Genomic DNA, 16,859 nt, shown 5'->3' on the forward strand with positions numbered 1-16,859 from the left:
TAAAAGGACATCATCAATCCCACTAATGATGTCCTTTTTACTACAATATGTAATTATACAATGTCTACTTCAGTAAATCCGCCAGATATATCTCTCCTTTTTTTAAAATCCTTTTTTTCTTGTATTCCTGAATCGTACTAACCAACATATCAATATCTGCAAAATACTCCCGAACAAATTCTCGGCTTTTAATCTTGTCCTTCATTTTTAGTACCTGTTTACAAAAAACACTAGGTGACATAGAACTGGACTTTTTCATGTACTCTTCGTATTTATCTTCCGCCAAAATTAATAGCATCTCAATTTCAGGAGATGTTACCACATTAATAATGTTATCCACTTTGTGTTCATATGCAGGACTTAATCGAAACCCTTCTGAGTGCGAATCCAAAACCCGAAGTACTGTAATTTTACTCTTAAATTCTTTTCTTAAATATCGCTGTTCAAACACTTTTGCGCTTCTGCAGCGGATAACTTCTTCATTCAGCATTTGTTCCCGCGTGAAAACAAGCAGGTTATTGTCCACAAGCATATCAATAATAGCAGTCTCAGCACCACCTTCGCAGATACATGCAACTATTGGAGATAAAGATGATTCTATCATTTGTTATCCTCCACTATAGTACCTGAAGCCAATGTTTTCTTCAATCTCATAGATGCCTCATAGGAAGGAACCGTCCCTTCCAGCATTCCACTCTGAAATACATCACTTTTTTTAATGTCATTTCGTTTTAAAATATGATGTAATTTTTGGATTGAAATTCCATCGTTATTTCTGGTCACGTAAATTCCGTCATTTCTATCTAACTCATCCAACAGCTCAACGTAATGAGTAGAATAGATTAATGTTGCTCCTCTTTTATTGACTTTCTCGTCCATGAAAAATCTAATCAGGGTTGCGACAATCTCCTTATTGAAATGATTTTCAATCTCATCAACGAGAAAATATCCACCTTTAATCAGCGTCATCCATGCCTGCATAAATACGTTCAGTCCCTTAATGGTGCCCGACGACAAATAGTGGCTTATGTTCTGTATTCCGCGCATAGAAATCGGCTCTTTATATTTCTTAAATTTAACAATTACTTCTGTTTCATTCGGATTAAATTTAATATATTCTATACTAGGATCAAGAAACTGAATTAAAGCAATCGGAAAATCCCCGAATGAATTCAAAATATTAAAATCTGTCCATTCTGTCATATCTCTAAAGAAAACATTTCCGGACTTTCCTAAAGCAATGACTATGCTAACATCATCCTTTAAAAACAAAAGCTGCTCTTCCGACGCATCTCTGGATTGATATAAATCATTATTCGCAAACTGAAATAAATTTGCCTTGGAAGTTATGGATCCCGCCTTACGAATATAAAGTCTCTCATGTAAAATGGTATATCTATCGACCGCGCCCTCCTCTTTTGTTACACCGATAACTGTCTCTAACAAACATACACCGGCTTTTTCATCATAAAAATATGTCTTTAATACTACTTTTGTAGATTTTTCCAAAATTACTTTGGTATCAATGGTATTGATTGCCTCCGCATTAAGCAAACTCATAACAAAAGAAATTAATTTAAGGGTGGTCGTTTTTCCGGATGCATTAACACCAACAAATGATAAAACATTATTTGTATAAGTATTCCCAAATGGATTATAAAGCATTGCTGCATTATCCGGGTATACTCTCTGCTCCGCATTAAAATCAATCACCGCTTTACCTTCAAAAAGAAAGATCCCCTCTGCTTCAATTCTCAATATTCTCATCTTTGCGTCTCCCATTATATCTACATTAATTATGATTTTGTTCTATCATTTTATCATTTTTATTTCTATTTTTCAATGCATAAAAACGTTTTTTCTGTTTTTATTATATACGTATTTTTAAAATAAATTCATCAAAAATGCTGGTGACTATTTAATAGTCCCAGCATTTTTATGTAACGTAATGTTTCTAAACCAAATGGCATTCCGCCAATACTTCCTCCACCGCAGATCTCATAGCAGCCTCCACAGTCTCCTCTGATCCCTGCAGTGATTTCAAATACGGAATATCCGGATAGTGTTCTCTTAAGTATGTCACGTATTTCCTGTCTGCGCAGTAGAAAAACATAGAAAGACTCAGTTGCTTGGATAAGTATTTCTCGTTCTGCAGGTTCTCATGCAACAAAAAGTTCACGAACTTACTGTTGACCAAATTGTAGGAAATGCCGCCCATCAAAGTCGTCTGTTCAAACCCGACAAGATCAAACGTGATGATCAGGTCGAAGGGGTCCTTGGATAACAGTTCATGGGGATAATCTTTTTCGGAATTGCATGTTACGAGTTGCACACTATAATTCTGTTTAAGGTCATCACATAGTTTTTCTGCGTCATACAGGATTTTGGGTGTAATAATTAGTATTTTTAACATTAAGTCCGCTCCTATTTAGACAGTGCATGATCCAGCCATTTCCGCGATCTTTCTCTCTCCTGTCCTAACTTTTCACACACACTATCATAATTGATTTTTTCGAACAGTTTGTATTTGAAATACTTATGCTATACTCGTAATTCCGCCAGTCAAAAGCTCTGGCATAGTGAGTCACGCTACCGACATCAATACCAACAATTAAAGTTTTTTCAGTTATGGGTGCAATCTTTGCGTTTTGTGTGTTACAATTCATTTTAGATACCTCTCTATTTAATAAGATTTTTACTAACCGCCTAAGTCAGTAATCTTATTTTATACTGAGGTATTTTTTTCTCAACCTTCTTTCTTGGAATTCCCTATATTTGAATTATACAGGAAGCTCCTTTAGTATATGTTATATATGCCATATTATCAACGAAGCAATCTCACATTGCACGATATTTATTAAAAACAAATTATTCAAACTGCTTTTAATAAAAAGCTTTTGAATAATCATCTACAACAAGCTTTTCTATACTATGGAGATTTACATGAATATTTTATTTTACGATATGGGAAGCTATACCTACCAGGATACGCTGTTCTATCTGAAGCAGCTCGGACATACCTGTAAGACGGTATATTACCACTTCCCCAATAAATTCCATGACGATTTTTTCTGTGACCGCTTAGAGAAACAATTGCAGTCCGATTCCTGCGACGCCGTTATGAGTATCAACTTTTTCCCGTTGGCAGCCGCCCTGTGTCACGAACATCAACTTCCCTATCTGGCATGGTGTTATGACAGTCCGCTGGAAGAGCGACTGGAAGAATACTTTTCCTACGATACGAACCATATTTTCCTGTTTGATCGCATGGAAGCCACACATTATCAAAATCTCGGATACTCCCAGGTATGCCACCTGCCATTAGCCGTCAATACCGACCGGCTGGACAGGCTGCAGTTCACTCCCCTGCAGATTCAGAAACACCAATGCGATGTCTCCTTCATCGGGCATCTGTACGAATCCCCCCTGCAGGTGCTTCTGTATTCTGCTGATGATTATATCAAGGGCTACATCGAGGGGATCCTCCAGGCACAGTTACGTGTATATGGCTACTATTTTATTAATGAATTAATCACAAATGATCTGTTGGATGCTATAAATCAATCTTTCCGCAAAATCGGTCAGACCACCCTCACGTTGAACCGCAGAGGACTGTCTTTTGCTATTGCATCCGAAATCACGAATTTGGAACGCAGCTTTCTATTGGAACAAATGGGCGAATTATTTAATACCCATTTTTACACTACCAAACCGCATTCCCTAAGCAAGAAAGTCCACTCCCTTGGACCTGTAAAATATCTGGATGAAATGCCCTGTGTCTTCCAATCCAGTAAATTAAACCTGAACCCCACCCTGAAAAATATCCAGTCCGGCATCCCGTTACGCGCCCTGGATATTATGGGTTCCAGAGGTGTCCTGTTATCCAATTTCCAGCCGGAACTCGCAGAATATTTCAACGATGGGCAGGATCTGATTCTCTATAGTAGTATGGAGGAAGCTGTAGACAAAGCCGTCTACTATCTGAAACACGACGATGCTAGAAGACAACTTGCCTTAAATGGCTATGAAAAAATAAAAGAGTATTTTACCTATGAAGACCGCATTCAAAAAATGCTGGCGACTATTTAACATAGTCCCAGCATTTTCAAATTCTACCAATACAGCTTCATATCTCTCTGCACTTCGTTATCCGGCAGTTGAAACATTTCCCGAACACGGGTTACCGTCTCTTCAAAGCTCAAACCAAAGTCCTTGCAAATCCTGATTGTTCCCTTTACCTCCCCTTCTGCTCTTCCTTCTGCTCTTCCTTCTGCTCTTCCTTCTTCTCTGACATCTTCATCATGTAATAATTCTTTCATATACTCTGACCTCCACACTTCATTTCTCCGTGCTCTCTCCACCGCCTGAGCAATCCTCCGGGTCAAGTTTCCTCCGACCTTGCCTGTTTTGATATACTCATAAAGCTCTCTTAAATTCTCCGGTATGTCCTCTGCATCACTCACGCAATTATAAAAAATCTTCTCTGTCCCGTCCTCCAGATATAGTTTCTTATCTTCTGTGCAAAGATTCTGAAAGGAGTACTTTGCATATCCCAGTCCAAAGGGATCAAACGTACAGATAAACAGCACTCTTCCCTCCGGAAGCTCCCGATACGAGTTTCCTTTATTCAAATGATCCATGTCCATACTGGATTGGTAAAATCTGCTTCTCCTCGGCAGTTCCAGACTCTCCGGTGACTGATGATTCAGATTCTGCATCTCAGCATCATAAATACGCTTCCTGTCTCTGGTATACACATCCAGGCGGATCGGCTTGCCCTCCGAGGTATAACGAAACTCCCTCTGGGTCTGTACATCTTCCAGTCTCCCCACCGGCTTTTCCAGCAGGCACTCCAATACCTTCCGGCAAAGTTCCTTATCCTCCATCACTTTGCCAAACATAAAATCATCCGCAATCGTCAGTTCCTCATATCTCTTTGTCATTTGCATTCTCCTTCCTTAATTGGGCAGGAGAACCACTGACTCATCGCAATGAAACTTGCGAATACCTTCCCCTACTCTGTTATTGTCTGTCATTGGGTAACTAAGCAGGGATTCCTCCGAAGTCACAGACGTCAGCTGATGCTGATATAGAAATTTTGAAATAGAAAAATCTGCTTATAGGTAGAGGATAGCAAAACAATATGCGATTGTCAATACATCAAAATAGCAAAATTCCGATGGTTCGGATTTGGATAATATCACCCGTTTTATCTTAAATGACACTCGACAAGCACCTCATCCACTGCCGTTTTCAGGGCAACTTCCATGGAGCTAGCTGCCTCATCCAAACTACGCAGATAAGGAATATCCGGATAGTTTTCTCTCAAATACTTCTCATACTGACTTCCTGCACAATAGAAAAACATAGACAGGCTTAATTGTTTGGACAAGCATTTTTCATTCTGCAGATTCTCATGCATCAAAAAATTTACAAATTTGCTATTAAGCAGATTATAGGAAATGCCGCCCATTAAAGTTGTCTGTTCAAAGCCTGCCAGATCAAAGGTGATGATCAGGTCAAAAGATTCTCTAGATAGAAGTGCGTGAGGGTAATCTTTCTCGGAATGGCAAATTACAGATTGCACATTATAGTATCGATGAATCCCTTCAAAAAGACACTTGACATAGAAATCAAATTGTTTGCTAATAATAAGTATCTTTAACATAATTCTAACATTCCTTGTTCTTTAATTGTCTACAATTTTTTAACTGTTACTATAATATAAGTATCTGTTTATTTCAGAGATGTCAATATCCAATACTATTAGTTGAAGTGGCATGTTCTTCACTCTAATGAAATCAGCTTCTGCTTGATATCAGAAGAACTTATTCCTGGTGTTCTTCTCATCCTGACTATTTTTTTCCCTTTTTCCTTACACCATTCGACAGCCTTTTGAAACCCTTCATGATTTTGATCTTCACCTATTGCAAATACATCAAAATCTATCATCTTAACTATTGCATCTACATCTGTATAACCAACAACTTCATCCACAACGCGTAATGCACCTACTAATTCTTTTCTCTGCTCGGTCGTATACAATATCTTCGCATTGGGTTTTGTTTTCAGAATGAAATCTTCATCCTGTACAGCAACTATAAGATAATCTCCCAATTCTTTAGCATTTTCAAAAAGCCGCAAATGCCCTAAATGAAAATAATCATATACACCAACGGTTAATACTTTAATCATTTGTATAGCCCTCTCACGGTTTCTTTAATACATCTTTTAATGAATTTTACGCTTTTTTCCCAGCAATCTAGCAACCTATCATATCAAACTAAAGCAATGATATAATATCATTATATATCATTTCACCTGCCAAGCATCCGTTCTTAGCTAAATAGTCTAAATGTTTTCCAAAAAAATCAGCTCTTATTTCTTTTTTATCATCCTTCCCATTCAAAATCACATTTTGAAGAAAACTTTCAATCCCAATATAATCTCTTCCATCGCATTGATCATAGGTATCTACTATACTTCTTCCCAATTTATTAAATGTCTGCTCTTCTCTTGTCAAAAATAACAACGGCTTGTTTACATACATATATTCTGCTAAAAAGGAATTTGAATCCATAATCATGCCATCTGAAGTAGCAAATATTTCTAAATAGCTCTCTTCCGCAGACACTCTAGCATTAGGCAATTTTTCCCAAAGATCTATATACCGCTCATAGTCTCCTGCGTCTCTAAAAACTTCTGCTTCAATTGCCCTTGTTCTTAAATTAGGATGAGGTTTAAAAATAAAGCTGATTTGGTTCTCATATTTTTTAGCTAAATAAATCCAAAAGTACATATTCCACTGGAAGGTTGAATACAAGATTCCACCATATCCCAAAAAAGTGTGATGTGGTGCTATTATCACCTTTTTCATGTTTTTAGGATCACATCCCGTAGGATATTTCCAATTTGCCATAAGCATAAGCTGGTCTGATGTATTTTCTATTTTATTATAAAAGAAATCCATTTTAGGAAACCCAGTAAATACTACATTTTCTCCACCCAACAATTGATATTCTCGATATCCCTCATAGTGATACATGGTATCTGTGTAGATATGCCACATCATATTTAAAAACATACTATTATTCGAAGAATTAATCATAAAAGTCCCCTTAGCGTTATCTGCTAATGACATTGCATAAGGAATATAACAATTTAAGATGGTAAATGGATAATTTTCTATCTGATACTCCTCAGGCAAAGATTTGTACCAATGGGTTAAATGTATGACTATATCCGGCTTTCCTATTTCCTCCCACAATCTAACCTTTTTGTTTTTTGAATCATATGCCCGCCTCACATCATATCCACGTTTTTCAAAAAAACTTGCAGTTTTCTCAAATGCATCCTCCATGTTTTCAACTGAACGATCAATCAACGGGCCCACAACCAAATACGCTTCAACGTTTTCATTCATTTTTAACAATCTGTATACAGATTCCGCAGGCCACTCAGCCGCCGAAATTGTCAAAAAGGCTACTTTGATTTTCCTTCCTGTTTTATATTTCTGCTGCACATGGCGTATACCACATTTAATTGCAATTTCGTATATCTGCTTATATAGTTCTTTTCCTCCATCCAATACCGTCTGTAAATCCCAAATTGCCTTTAAATATTTAAATGTGTATTTATCAGAGGTCTCTCCAAAGTTGTTAAAATCACCATTGTCAATTCCATCAAAAAGGTCTTGTATCAATTGTACTTCGTCCTGTATCTCTTGCTTTTTATCCATGTTTTTGTCTCGCCTCATTTTCTTATCTTACATTTGTTCTATTTTTATAAATTCCACCAATAATCGTGTTGCTTTTTCCGCTCCACGTAAACTCAAATGATCCGTATCGAGAAAATCTTCATCATTAAAACCATCTATCTCATTCATATCTAATAACTCTACCTGTTGCGGTAAAGAGTTCAATAGTTCAAAAATATCTTTCTTATAAAATGAATCTATGTATTTTCTATACCACTGTGTAAATGGAAAAATAACAAAGATAGGTCTAATTTCATGTTTTTCTAAAAATTCTACCATATCCCTTACAATTTTGTCATTTTCCAGTCTCGAAAGCTCATGTTTGCGTAGCTTATTATGATCTGCTGCTCTTTTCAAAGCATACTGATTCTTCTCTTCATTATCCTTTTTAGGCCACATAACTCCATGTATTGATAGAATATTGTTTTGTTCTCTTGTAAGGAGTTTGCCATAATAGGATCCTTGCTCTATAAAAGCTCCATTTGACCACTCCTGACAAATTTTTCTAATCAAGTCTTCTGAATACACACTATGTTCATATTCTATTTTCTCTAAAAAATCTATAGAACTTTCAGCTACATAATGATGCATATCATCAAAAAGGGGGCCATATACAGTTGGCATTAAATAATTCATTTGTCTGCTCAGTGAAATATCTTGAAACAACATATAATATCCCATATTAATAATACATCTTCTTATTTGCTTTTTTCCTTCTCTAATTGCTTTTTTAATATGGAGAAAGTCACAATATAAATCTTGCGAAGATATAGAAAAATTTATGACATCTTCGTTTGGAAAAAGTTCTTCAACTACGCCATTCATCGCATGTGATGAGCCTACAACAATCGTTGATGTTCCGATTTCACGATTTTTCTCATGCATGGCCTTCAAATAACAATAATTATAGTTGTTATGTACATATTGAATTGCAATTTGTTCTAATTTATTAAAATAGTTATCTGTTAGAAACTTATTATCTATACTCACTTCTGTCATCCTATTCTGCAAATAATTTCCTGCTCAAACTTTTTATCACAAATTTCTGCAACTATATTTCCACCAATCATTTCATTATTATACTTCGTCTTCACTTCACACCTTCCACCGGATCCATTTAAATACCATTCATATTCCAGATCCACATGTCCGATATCAACCGCCTGATAGCCATTTTTAAACAAATCATATACCAGCACCTCTGCTGTCGGTCCCAAAGCCACCAGAAATAATGTATCTTTTTCTGCATAATTCAGCGCTGCATTCAGTATCTCATCGTACCTGTCAAATGAGCTCGTCGCTGGAGCCTCAATTCTACGTATACTGGCAGCATTGTCAAAAAGATCATTTTCCACCCCAAGACGTGACTGATTTCCCTCTACAAAAATAACCTTTCTTCCTTCCCATATTCTCTGTAACTGGCGAAATCTTTCCAATGGTGCCTGCGTATGATTATCCGCAAACAGAGCATAGGGTCTTGTAATATATGTATTATGGTATGTTCTATTCAAATCAAGCCATTTCCTATGTTCCATGCGCACTTCTTTGGTCATGTAACTCCGAATTCCCTGTTTACCGTCTTCATTATATTTTTCTAACGAGCCGTAGTTATCAGCAACCGCTACCATCAGTCTAGCTTCTTGTAACTGAATAATCTCCTGAAGTCTCCTTGACAATATTTCATCATAATGTTGAAACTTGTGTCTGCTTCGTCCTGCCATCAAATCAAATTCTCCATCGCCAAAACGCACCAGACTTTTACCTTCCTTCACAATTCCATCAATAGTCTCTGAATAATTATAGAAAGAGGGGGAATAATAATCTTCTCCTATTATCTCTCCCATATGCTCATATTTCACATTATCAATAGCTCTATTTACGAAATGCCTGTTGGTGTCAATATTATCAAAACACTGATTCACACTGGAAATCACCTGTTTCTGTCCGTCTATTAATTGTGCCATTAACTGCTCTAATCCCTGATTTTTCTGCTGTAATTGTTCTTTCTCCTGCTTTAGCTGTATGATCTCGTCCAAACATATAGATACCATTTGCTGCAGTTCATCAAAAGCCATTTTCTCTTCCATCATTCTTCCTCTTCCTTTTCATATATCAGTCTATGTGCATCTTTAAAAAAGCTTATTATGATCAACACAATAACTATCCCTATGGGGAATGCTGCAATAATTGATACGGATTGCAAACTATACATAGATTCTTCACTGAAAATCAGCGCTATGGGAAACAGTATAAATACAACTGCCCAAAATGTTTTTATGCGCTTATCCGGTTCTGCATCTGCTCTGATTTTCTTATAAGAATACACTGAAATCACCATTGTAAGAGCATCAAACGTGGTTGCATAAAATGCAATCATTGTAACAGCTAATAGCAATAAAGCAATTCGCGGCAATGGCAATGTTTGGAAAATGCGCAGGATAGCTTCCGCGTAATCTCCTGTGTTTGCAATCATTTCCGATATTGGTACACCTCTTTTCATCTGCTGTGCCAATCCATAATTTCCCAAAATAATGAACGAAGAAAAAGTTCCCAAAAGTCCCCAGGCATAACCTCCCAAAACCGTTTCTTTGATGGTTCTGCCTTTACTGATCTTCCCGATAAAAAAGGGAGTTGCAACACACCACACCATCCAATAGGCCCAATAGTATATCGTCCAATTCTGTGGAAAAGATGTTGTTCTAAGAGGGTCCATCCATGTTGCCATACCCATAAAATTCTGAACGAGATTTCCCATCGCTGAAAACCCGGTTTCAAGTATATAGGTGCACTCTCCTCCCCCAAGCAATACATAAGCAAGCAATGCCAAGAACAAATAAGAACAGCTGGCCGAAAGTCTGGAAACGCCTTTCATTCCAAACCATACTGTCACCGTATAAATTGCTGCAATGACAAGTAATATGAGTACCGTAATTTTGCTGTTTTTCTGCCACTGGAATACGTAACACAATGCACTGGACAGCAATGGTGTCGCCAATGAAAAAGTGGTTGCAGTTCCGGCTATCAGGGCAAAAATAGCAACCAGATCAATCAGTTTTCCCCAGATTCCATCTACTTTCTCCTTCAATAATGACCGACATGCCTCAGAAAATTTCTGACGATTTCTTCCTCTTACATGAAGCATAAATCCGAACGCTACCGCTAATACAATATACATGCTCCACACAATCGGCCCCCAGTGAAACAACGGATAAGTCGATGCCCACTTCTGTATTCCTCCCAGCTCTTCTATGTATGGCTCGTTTGCATATAATGCCCATTCACAGAGAGAATAAAACAAAATATCCGCTGCCATAGTAGATGTAAAAATCATCATCCCCCAGCGAAGTGAAGAATACCGTTTCTTCTCTCCCGATTTCCCCAACAATATTTTACCGAAATCGGAGAATGCCATATAGATACTGCAAAAAAATATTCCCAGTCCAAGTACCGCATAATAGATTCCACACTGATTTCCCAAAAAGGCTCTTACCACCTGTATCATTTGCATACTTTTGTCTGGGAATGTCAAAAATAAGATACTGATTATAATTACGCCAACCAACGGAATAATTATAGCATACCAGTCAATTTCATTGTCTTTTACTTTGTTCTCTTTCATATCATTTCCTACATTATATATTTTCGATAACTCTCATCTATTGTAGCCAATTCTTCTACACTGTCTATTTCTCTGACATCCTGTGACTTCATAGGATACACTTCCAACTCATATTTCTCTGGATAACAGAATATAGGAATGTCATCCCAGTATATCTGTCGATTTTTATGTATATCAAATTCCTGTTCCAAATGTTTTCTCAATCTCATTCCATCGTCTTTGGTCCATCGGGAAATGCTATACAATTGCCCCCCCTGTCTTCCGCCGGTTCTGCTGCACGATATGATCCTGTTTGCCTCTGTCGTAAGCAGCCATTCTTCTGTATCATCTTCTGCCCAAACACAGTTATATCCGGAATGCTGAAAATACGGCGAAAGAATTTTTTCATTGTAAATGACCTGATCTCCGTCTAATATCATTGCCTCTTCCAGGTATTCTCTGGCAGCATATAAAGAAGAGATATTATTACAACTATCAAAGTAAGGATTTTCAATCAATGAAATCATAGGATATTTCTCTGCCAATGATTTAAATTGTTCTTTCAAATATCCCACCACAATATATATTTCCTCAATGTTATTTGCCAAAAGAGCTCGGATAATCGTTTCAATCATGGCTGTCCCATTCACTTTTATTAATGGTTTGGGGATATTTCGAGTAATCGGTAACATTCTGTTTCCATATCCTGCTGCCATTATGATTGCTCTTCTGACACGATTCATTTTTCTATACTTCCTTTATTCCGATTTCAGACTTAACTATGTCAAAATATTCTTTCGCATACTGATATTGCTTTGCAGCATATTCTCCGAACTCTACACCGCACATTCTCTTGTATTCACACCAGTTGCTCCAAAGGAGTCCACATATTGCGATATAACAATATATTTTTATTCTCAATTCTTTAGAGCATTCTTCCTCAAAGTAAAAATCTATCAGTTGATCCATTTGGCTTCTGTTATAGAGAGAATAAATGCCAAACATTGCGATATCCACATGTGGATCCTGCATCCCCGCATATTCCCAGTCAATCAAATGTATTTCATTCTCTACAAGCAGAAAATTATCGGGAACGGCATCTATGTGACATAAGCAACTTTCTTTTGCATATCAACATATTTTTTCAGCTGAAGTACTCTTTTTTTGACAGAATTATAATCCTCATAGATCGTTTGTTTCGTCCATAACGATTCATAATAGTTAATTCTCTCCCACAGATCAAAGGAATGTTCTACACAATACTTTCTTTGGTGAAAATTCCGCAGAAAAATCATACATCTTTTTGCATCGTTATCATTCCCGGCATTACAGACGCATGCATTTCTATAAAATCTAGATATTTTATATCCTGTCTCTTTATTAAAGTAAATAATATGATCACATATATCACTGTCTTTTAACACATTATAGACTGCAGCCTCTCGCTTCCTGTCTATCAGCATAGATGTTCCTACCCCCGGAATTCTGAGAATGTATTCCTCCCCGTCACAGGAAAATAAAAAAGACTGATTTGTCATACCTTTTTTTACTTCAGATATGTTACCTATCTCTGTTTTCGGCAAATTCATAATACCCGAAATAGTGTCTCTCACATCCATATTAAATCATCTGAACCTTTGCAATTCACATATTATCTATTATATCATATATTCAATTCTCCGTATATAAGCCCTGTCATTATTTTCTTTTTCTATTTTGCATTTTTTATCCATCTGTCTCTATCTTTTTATGCTCAGATATGCTATGCTTGATTTGATTTTAACGATACGAGAAAGGGCTTTTGTATGGCTAATTTTCCCCCAAATTATTTTCAAGGTGAAATCCGTGATGATTTTTATATTGAACCTATGATGAAATGTGCCTGGGCCGCTGAGATCGAGGTATTGGAAGTTGTTGCCGAGATATGTAATCGTCACAACATCCAATATTTTGCTGACTATGGCACACTTCTCGGTGCCGTCCGCCACAAGGGATTTATTCCATGGGACGATGATATTGATATTAGCATGTTCCGCAGCGATTATGAACGTTTTCTGAAAATTGCACCTGCAGAGCTTCCTTCAGGATGGCAGATTCTGAACATTCACAATAATCCTTTTCACCACCAGCTTCACACCATTGTGCGAAGCGGACTTAAAATTAACTATTCTCCGGATTATCTGAATCGTTTTCATGGATGTCCCTATTCTGTGGGTTTAGACCTCTTTCCTTTAGATGTTCTTGCACCGACTCCGGATGAGGATCATGCCTTGTGCGAGCTTTTACGAATTCTTGTATATACTGCACGGGTATCCGAAGAGAATCCAGAACTGACGCTTTCTTTATTGACGGACATTGCGAATTTATGCCATATCACCTTGGATCCTTCGCAGAAATTAAAACCTCAACTTATGAAGGCTGCTGATTCTCTTTCCCAAATCTATAATACCAGTGGGGGCTCCGATATTTCTCATTACGCCTCTCACGCTGACAGCGGAGAAAAGTTGCGACTTAAAGCCGAATGGTATCAGGAATGTATTGTACTTCCCTTTGAGACGATTACCGTAACAGCCCCTGCCGGATATGATGAGATTCTCAAAGTAAATTATGGGGATTATATGACTCCTGTCCGTGGTACTCAGGCTCATGACTACCCTTTTTGGAAGAAACAGGAGCGAATCCTGGCGGAATGCCTCATGGAGCAAAACAATACGAAGGAGAACAAATAACTATGTTAACATTTGATGATTCCTACTTTTTAGGAGAAACCAGGGATGGTTTTTATATTGAGCCCATGATGAAATGTGCCTGGGCAGCACAATTAGAGGTTATGTGTGTCATACAACATATCTGTAAAAAATATGATATTCCTTATTTTGCTGATTGGGGGACTTTACTCGGTGCTGTCCGTCACGGTGGATTTATTCCTTGGGATGATGATATTGATATTTGCATGTTTCGTGATGACTACCAGCGCTTTCTAGCGATTGCTCCCAAAGAACTTCCCACAGAATATCATATTAATAATGCGTATACTGAGGAAGAATATTCCTTTGTATTTTCCAGATTATTAAATGCCAGCACCATTTCCTATGATTCAAAACGTCTATCGCAATTCCACCGTTGTCCTTATATCGTTGGAATTGATATCTTCCCATTAGATACATTACCGTTAAGTCAAAACGAGGAATCTGTTTTAAATCAATTGATTGCACTTCTTGTCACAACTGTTGGACGATACGATGAGGCTCCAGAAACAATGAAGAGTATCGTTCCTCAGTTGGAAGAACTCTGTGGACTGAAATTTGATCCCCGGAAAAGTCTGAAGAACCAGTTGCTTCGAACAGCAGATAAGCTTTGCCAGATATACAACGGTACAGATAGCAGCCTAATCTCATATATTCCCGAAAATGCCCAGAAAGCAATTCATCTTCGTAAAGAATGGTATCAGTCTTGTAAATATTTAACCTTTGAAAATATTATTTTACCTGTTCCACAAAACTACGATGCTGTACTCACACAATTATACGGTGATTATATGACCCCAGTGCAAAATACCGCTGGACATGATTATCCTTTTTATAAAAAGCAAACCAATTCTGTTATTGAGAAAATTACTGAAAAAATCTCTAATGGTGAAAAACCTTTCATCATTTAGGTCGTATCACTTAATTTAAAATATGGAGCCTATGATTTTTTGATCATAGGCTCCATATTTTAAACACTTAATCGTCTCCATATAAAAGGAGCTGACTTTACGCCAACTCCTTCTATAATAGCTAGTTGTAATATACTTACGCTTACTGCAGTAAGGAAAGCACTCCCTGGTTAGCCTGATTGGACTGAGCCAACATAGCCTGACCTGCCTGTGCCAGAATATTGTTGTTAGAGTACTTAACCATTTCAGAAGCCATATCAGTATCACGAATCTGGGACTCTGCACTGGTAGTATTCTCTACAACGTTATCCAAGTTGTTGATGGTATGCTCCAGTCTGTTCTGGATAGCACCCAGATCAGAACGCTGCTCACTCAATTTTGTGATTGCAGTCTTGATTGTATCAATAGCACCTTTTGCGTCTCCAGTAGAGCTAACATCAACACCATTAACACCAAGACCAGTAGAACCCATACTAGCGATGGTTACAGAAATCTGATTGTCTGCGGAAGACTCAGCACCTACCTGAAGAGCCACCTGAGAGAAAGTACCATCTAACAGAGATTTCTCATTGAAAGTGGTCGTTGTAGATACACGATCAATCTCATTAATCAGATTAGTTACTTCCTTCTGGATATAAGCCTGATCCTCGGACTGATTGGTTCCGTTTGCAGACTTAACTGCCAGCTCGTTCATTCTCTGCAGCATATCATGAACTTCGTTCAGAGCACCTTCAGCGGTCTGTACTGCGGAGATACCATCCTGAGCATTAGCAGAAGCCTGAGTCAGACCTCTTACCTGACGACGCATTTTCTCGGAAATTGCAAGTCCTGCTGCATCATCTGCTGCTCTGTTAATCTTGTAACCGGATGAAAGTTTCTCAGTAGATTTAGCCTGAGTCTTGGTGGTGATACCTAACATTCTGTTAGAGTTCATAGCTGTAAGATTGTGTTGTACTACCATAATATATTCCTCCTTGAATTGACGAGCGCTTCCCTGCGCTCCGTTGTTTGCTTTGGCAATGTCTGCTCCGGGCTCGCACTTCCCTTTACTTTCATCGCCATTGTCTTCCCTCTCTCCGACGTGCGAAACCTTTGATTGGAAGAAGTTGTTAGGTAAGCATTTGTTTTATTTGCTTTACTTGATAAGTATATCGGAGAGGTTTTTAGAAACTTAACCCCTTTTTACAAAAAATGTTGACTTTTTTATTTTGCTAAGATATATTATATAAAAAGGAAGCAGTTTTTTACCACTTGTTTACTATGTATTCTTGAGTGGGGTACTTGCTTCCTTTTTTATTTCCACCAAATCATATAAATACAATTTTCCGTCTTGTGTCCTATTTACTACCAGCCTCCCCATGTAAACATTATATTCTTCTGTCTTTCTATTGTTATCATAAACTGGTAGCGCAAATCTGACCGTATAATAGTTCCAGCCACCTTTTGCGTCTTTCTTATGTTTACTCTTCTTATTTTCACTATGTATTTTATTGGCAGCTGATTCTACCAGTTCTCGGATTCCTTGTGCTGCATTTGCCTTGGCTTTTGCCCGTGCTCCCCTTATATGTTCTGAATACTTTGAGCCCGTATACTCATCTGCGAATTTAGTTCCTATTTCTATTTTTTCTTTCGTTTGTTTATTCTCAATTATTTCACCAAGGTACTTCTTTAGGTATTCTTTTACTGCATCCCAGTCAATGTCCTGTTTATTCCAAAATATAATATCCGGTATTATAACAATAGCATTACCCTGTTCATCTCTTACTACTTTTACTTCACTCATATGTTTTCCTTTCAGTATTACTCTTTCCAATCAGAAAGTATTTTTATCATTCTATTACCTTCTC

16 protein-coding genes and 1 pseudogene are annotated in these 16,859 nt (G+C 37.5%); 3 read left to right on the top strand and 14 right to left on the bottom strand.

Annotated features, from left to right (window positions below; genetic code table 11):
• Positions 1 to 64 precede the first annotated feature (64 nt).
• The 3 genes from DWZ61_RS03400 to DWZ61_RS03410 all read right to left on the bottom strand — a co-directional run bounded on the left by DWZ61_RS03400 (position 65) and on the right by DWZ61_RS03410 (position 2,413).
• Complete coding sequence (locus DWZ61_RS03400) at positions 65 to 604, bottom strand: hypothetical protein (protein WP_118537396.1); 540 nt, start codon at positions 602 to 604, stop codon at positions 65 to 67.
• The gene (locus DWZ61_RS03405; protein ID WP_118537397.1) at positions 601 to 1,767 is read right to left on the bottom strand and encodes an AAA family ATPase; all 1,167 of its coding nucleotides are present in this window, start codon (positions 1,765 to 1,767) and stop codon (positions 601 to 603) included. The genes DWZ61_RS03400 and DWZ61_RS03405 overlap by 4 nt, the downstream gene beginning before the upstream one ends.
• Before the next feature lie 187 nt (positions 1,768 to 1,954).
• Positions 1,955 to 2,413, bottom strand: coding sequence for a hypothetical protein (locus DWZ61_RS03410; RefSeq protein WP_118537398.1), 459 nt, complete (start codon positions 2,411 to 2,413; stop codon positions 1,955 to 1,957).
• A 530-nt stretch (positions 2,414 to 2,943) separates the two neighbouring features.
• Here DWZ61_RS03410 and DWZ61_RS03420 point away from each other — a divergent pair.
• Positions 2,944 to 4,089 (top strand): DUF3880 domain-containing protein, encoded by a 1,146-nt coding sequence (locus DWZ61_RS03420; RefSeq protein WP_182426974.1) that lies wholly within the window; start codon positions 2,944 to 2,946, stop codon positions 4,087 to 4,089.
• A gap of 23 nt (positions 4,090 to 4,112) precedes the next feature.
• Here DWZ61_RS03420 and DWZ61_RS03425 read toward each other — a convergent pair whose 3' ends face one another.
• The 9 genes and pseudogenes from DWZ61_RS03425 to DWZ61_RS20440 form a co-directional block, all read right to left on the bottom strand.
• Positions 4,113 to 4,943, bottom strand: a complete 831-nt coding sequence (locus DWZ61_RS03425) for an Rpn family recombination-promoting nuclease/putative transposase (protein WP_182426975.1) — start codon at positions 4,941 to 4,943, stop codon at positions 4,113 to 4,115.
• A gap of 266 nt (positions 4,944 to 5,209) precedes the next feature.
• Complete coding sequence (locus tag DWZ61_RS19475; protein ID WP_118668973.1) at positions 5,210 to 5,668, bottom strand: hypothetical protein; 459 nt, start codon at positions 5,666 to 5,668, stop codon at positions 5,210 to 5,212.
• Between the two features lie 119 nt (positions 5,669 to 5,787).
• Positions 5,788 to 6,195: an adenylyltransferase/cytidyltransferase family protein gene (locus tag DWZ61_RS03435; RefSeq protein WP_118537402.1), complete on the bottom strand. Its 408-nt coding sequence runs from the start codon at positions 6,193 to 6,195 to the stop codon at positions 5,788 to 5,790.
• Between the two features lie 88 nt (positions 6,196 to 6,283).
• Positions 6,284 to 7,738 (bottom strand): CDP-glycerol glycerophosphotransferase family protein, encoded by a 1,455-nt coding sequence (locus tag DWZ61_RS03440; protein ID WP_182426976.1) that lies wholly within the window; start codon positions 7,736 to 7,738, stop codon positions 6,284 to 6,286.
• Positions 7,739 to 7,765: 27 nt separating this feature from the next.
• A complete protein-coding gene (locus DWZ61_RS03445; protein ID WP_147354669.1) occupies positions 7,766 to 8,746 on the bottom strand; it encodes a hypothetical protein in 981 nt (326 codons plus the stop codon).
• Between the two features lie 5 nt (positions 8,747 to 8,751).
• Positions 8,752 to 9,846, bottom strand: coding sequence for a GT-D fold domain-containing glycosyltransferase (locus tag DWZ61_RS03450; protein WP_118537405.1), 1,095 nt, complete (start codon positions 9,844 to 9,846; stop codon positions 8,752 to 8,754).
• A complete protein-coding gene (locus tag DWZ61_RS03455; RefSeq protein ID WP_118537406.1) occupies positions 9,843 to 11,375 on the bottom strand; it encodes a BCCT family transporter in 1,533 nt (510 codons plus the stop codon). Before DWZ61_RS03455 ends, DWZ61_RS03450 begins: the two co-directional genes overlap by 4 nt.
• Positions 11,376 to 11,383: 8 nt before the next feature.
• Positions 11,384 to 12,097: a phosphocholine cytidylyltransferase family protein gene (locus tag DWZ61_RS03460; RefSeq protein ID WP_118537407.1), complete on the bottom strand. Its 714-nt coding sequence runs from the start codon at positions 12,095 to 12,097 to the stop codon at positions 11,384 to 11,386.
• Positions 12,098 to 12,101: 4 nt separating this feature from the next.
• Positions 12,102 to 12,973, bottom strand: a pseudogene (locus tag DWZ61_RS20440) (choline kinase family protein).
• A gap of 186 nt (positions 12,974 to 13,159) precedes the next feature.
• On the opposite strand from DWZ61_RS20440, the gene DWZ61_RS03470 reads away from it, so the two are divergent.
• Together DWZ61_RS03470 and DWZ61_RS03475 are read left to right on the top strand one after the other, a co-directional pair.
• Positions 13,160 to 14,083 (top strand): LicD family protein, encoded by a 924-nt coding sequence (locus DWZ61_RS03470; RefSeq protein ID WP_118537408.1) that lies wholly within the window; start codon positions 13,160 to 13,162, stop codon positions 14,081 to 14,083.
• A 2-nt stretch (positions 14,084 to 14,085) separates the two neighbouring features.
• Positions 14,086 to 15,012 (top strand): LicD family protein, encoded by a 927-nt coding sequence (locus tag DWZ61_RS03475; RefSeq protein ID WP_172594702.1) that lies wholly within the window; start codon positions 14,086 to 14,088, stop codon positions 15,010 to 15,012.
• Positions 15,013 to 15,154: 142 nt separating this feature from the next.
• Here the strand turns inward: DWZ61_RS03475 and DWZ61_RS03480 are convergent, their stop codons facing one another.
• Together DWZ61_RS03480 and DWZ61_RS03485 are read right to left on the bottom strand one after the other, a co-directional pair.
• A complete protein-coding gene (locus tag DWZ61_RS03480) occupies positions 15,155 to 15,973 on the bottom strand; it encodes a flagellin (protein ID WP_118537410.1) in 819 nt (272 codons plus the stop codon).
• A gap of 297 nt (positions 15,974 to 16,270) precedes the next feature.
• Positions 16,271 to 16,795, bottom strand: a complete 525-nt coding sequence (locus DWZ61_RS03485) for a hypothetical protein (RefSeq protein WP_118537411.1) — start codon at positions 16,793 to 16,795, stop codon at positions 16,271 to 16,273.
• Positions 16,796 to 16,859 lie beyond the last annotated feature (64 nt).

The sequence above is a fragment of the Clostridium sp. AF34-10BH genome (genome assembly GCF_003478095.1).
Lineage (GTDB): Bacteria > Bacillota > Clostridia > Lachnospirales > Lachnospiraceae > Acetatifactor > Acetatifactor acetigignens.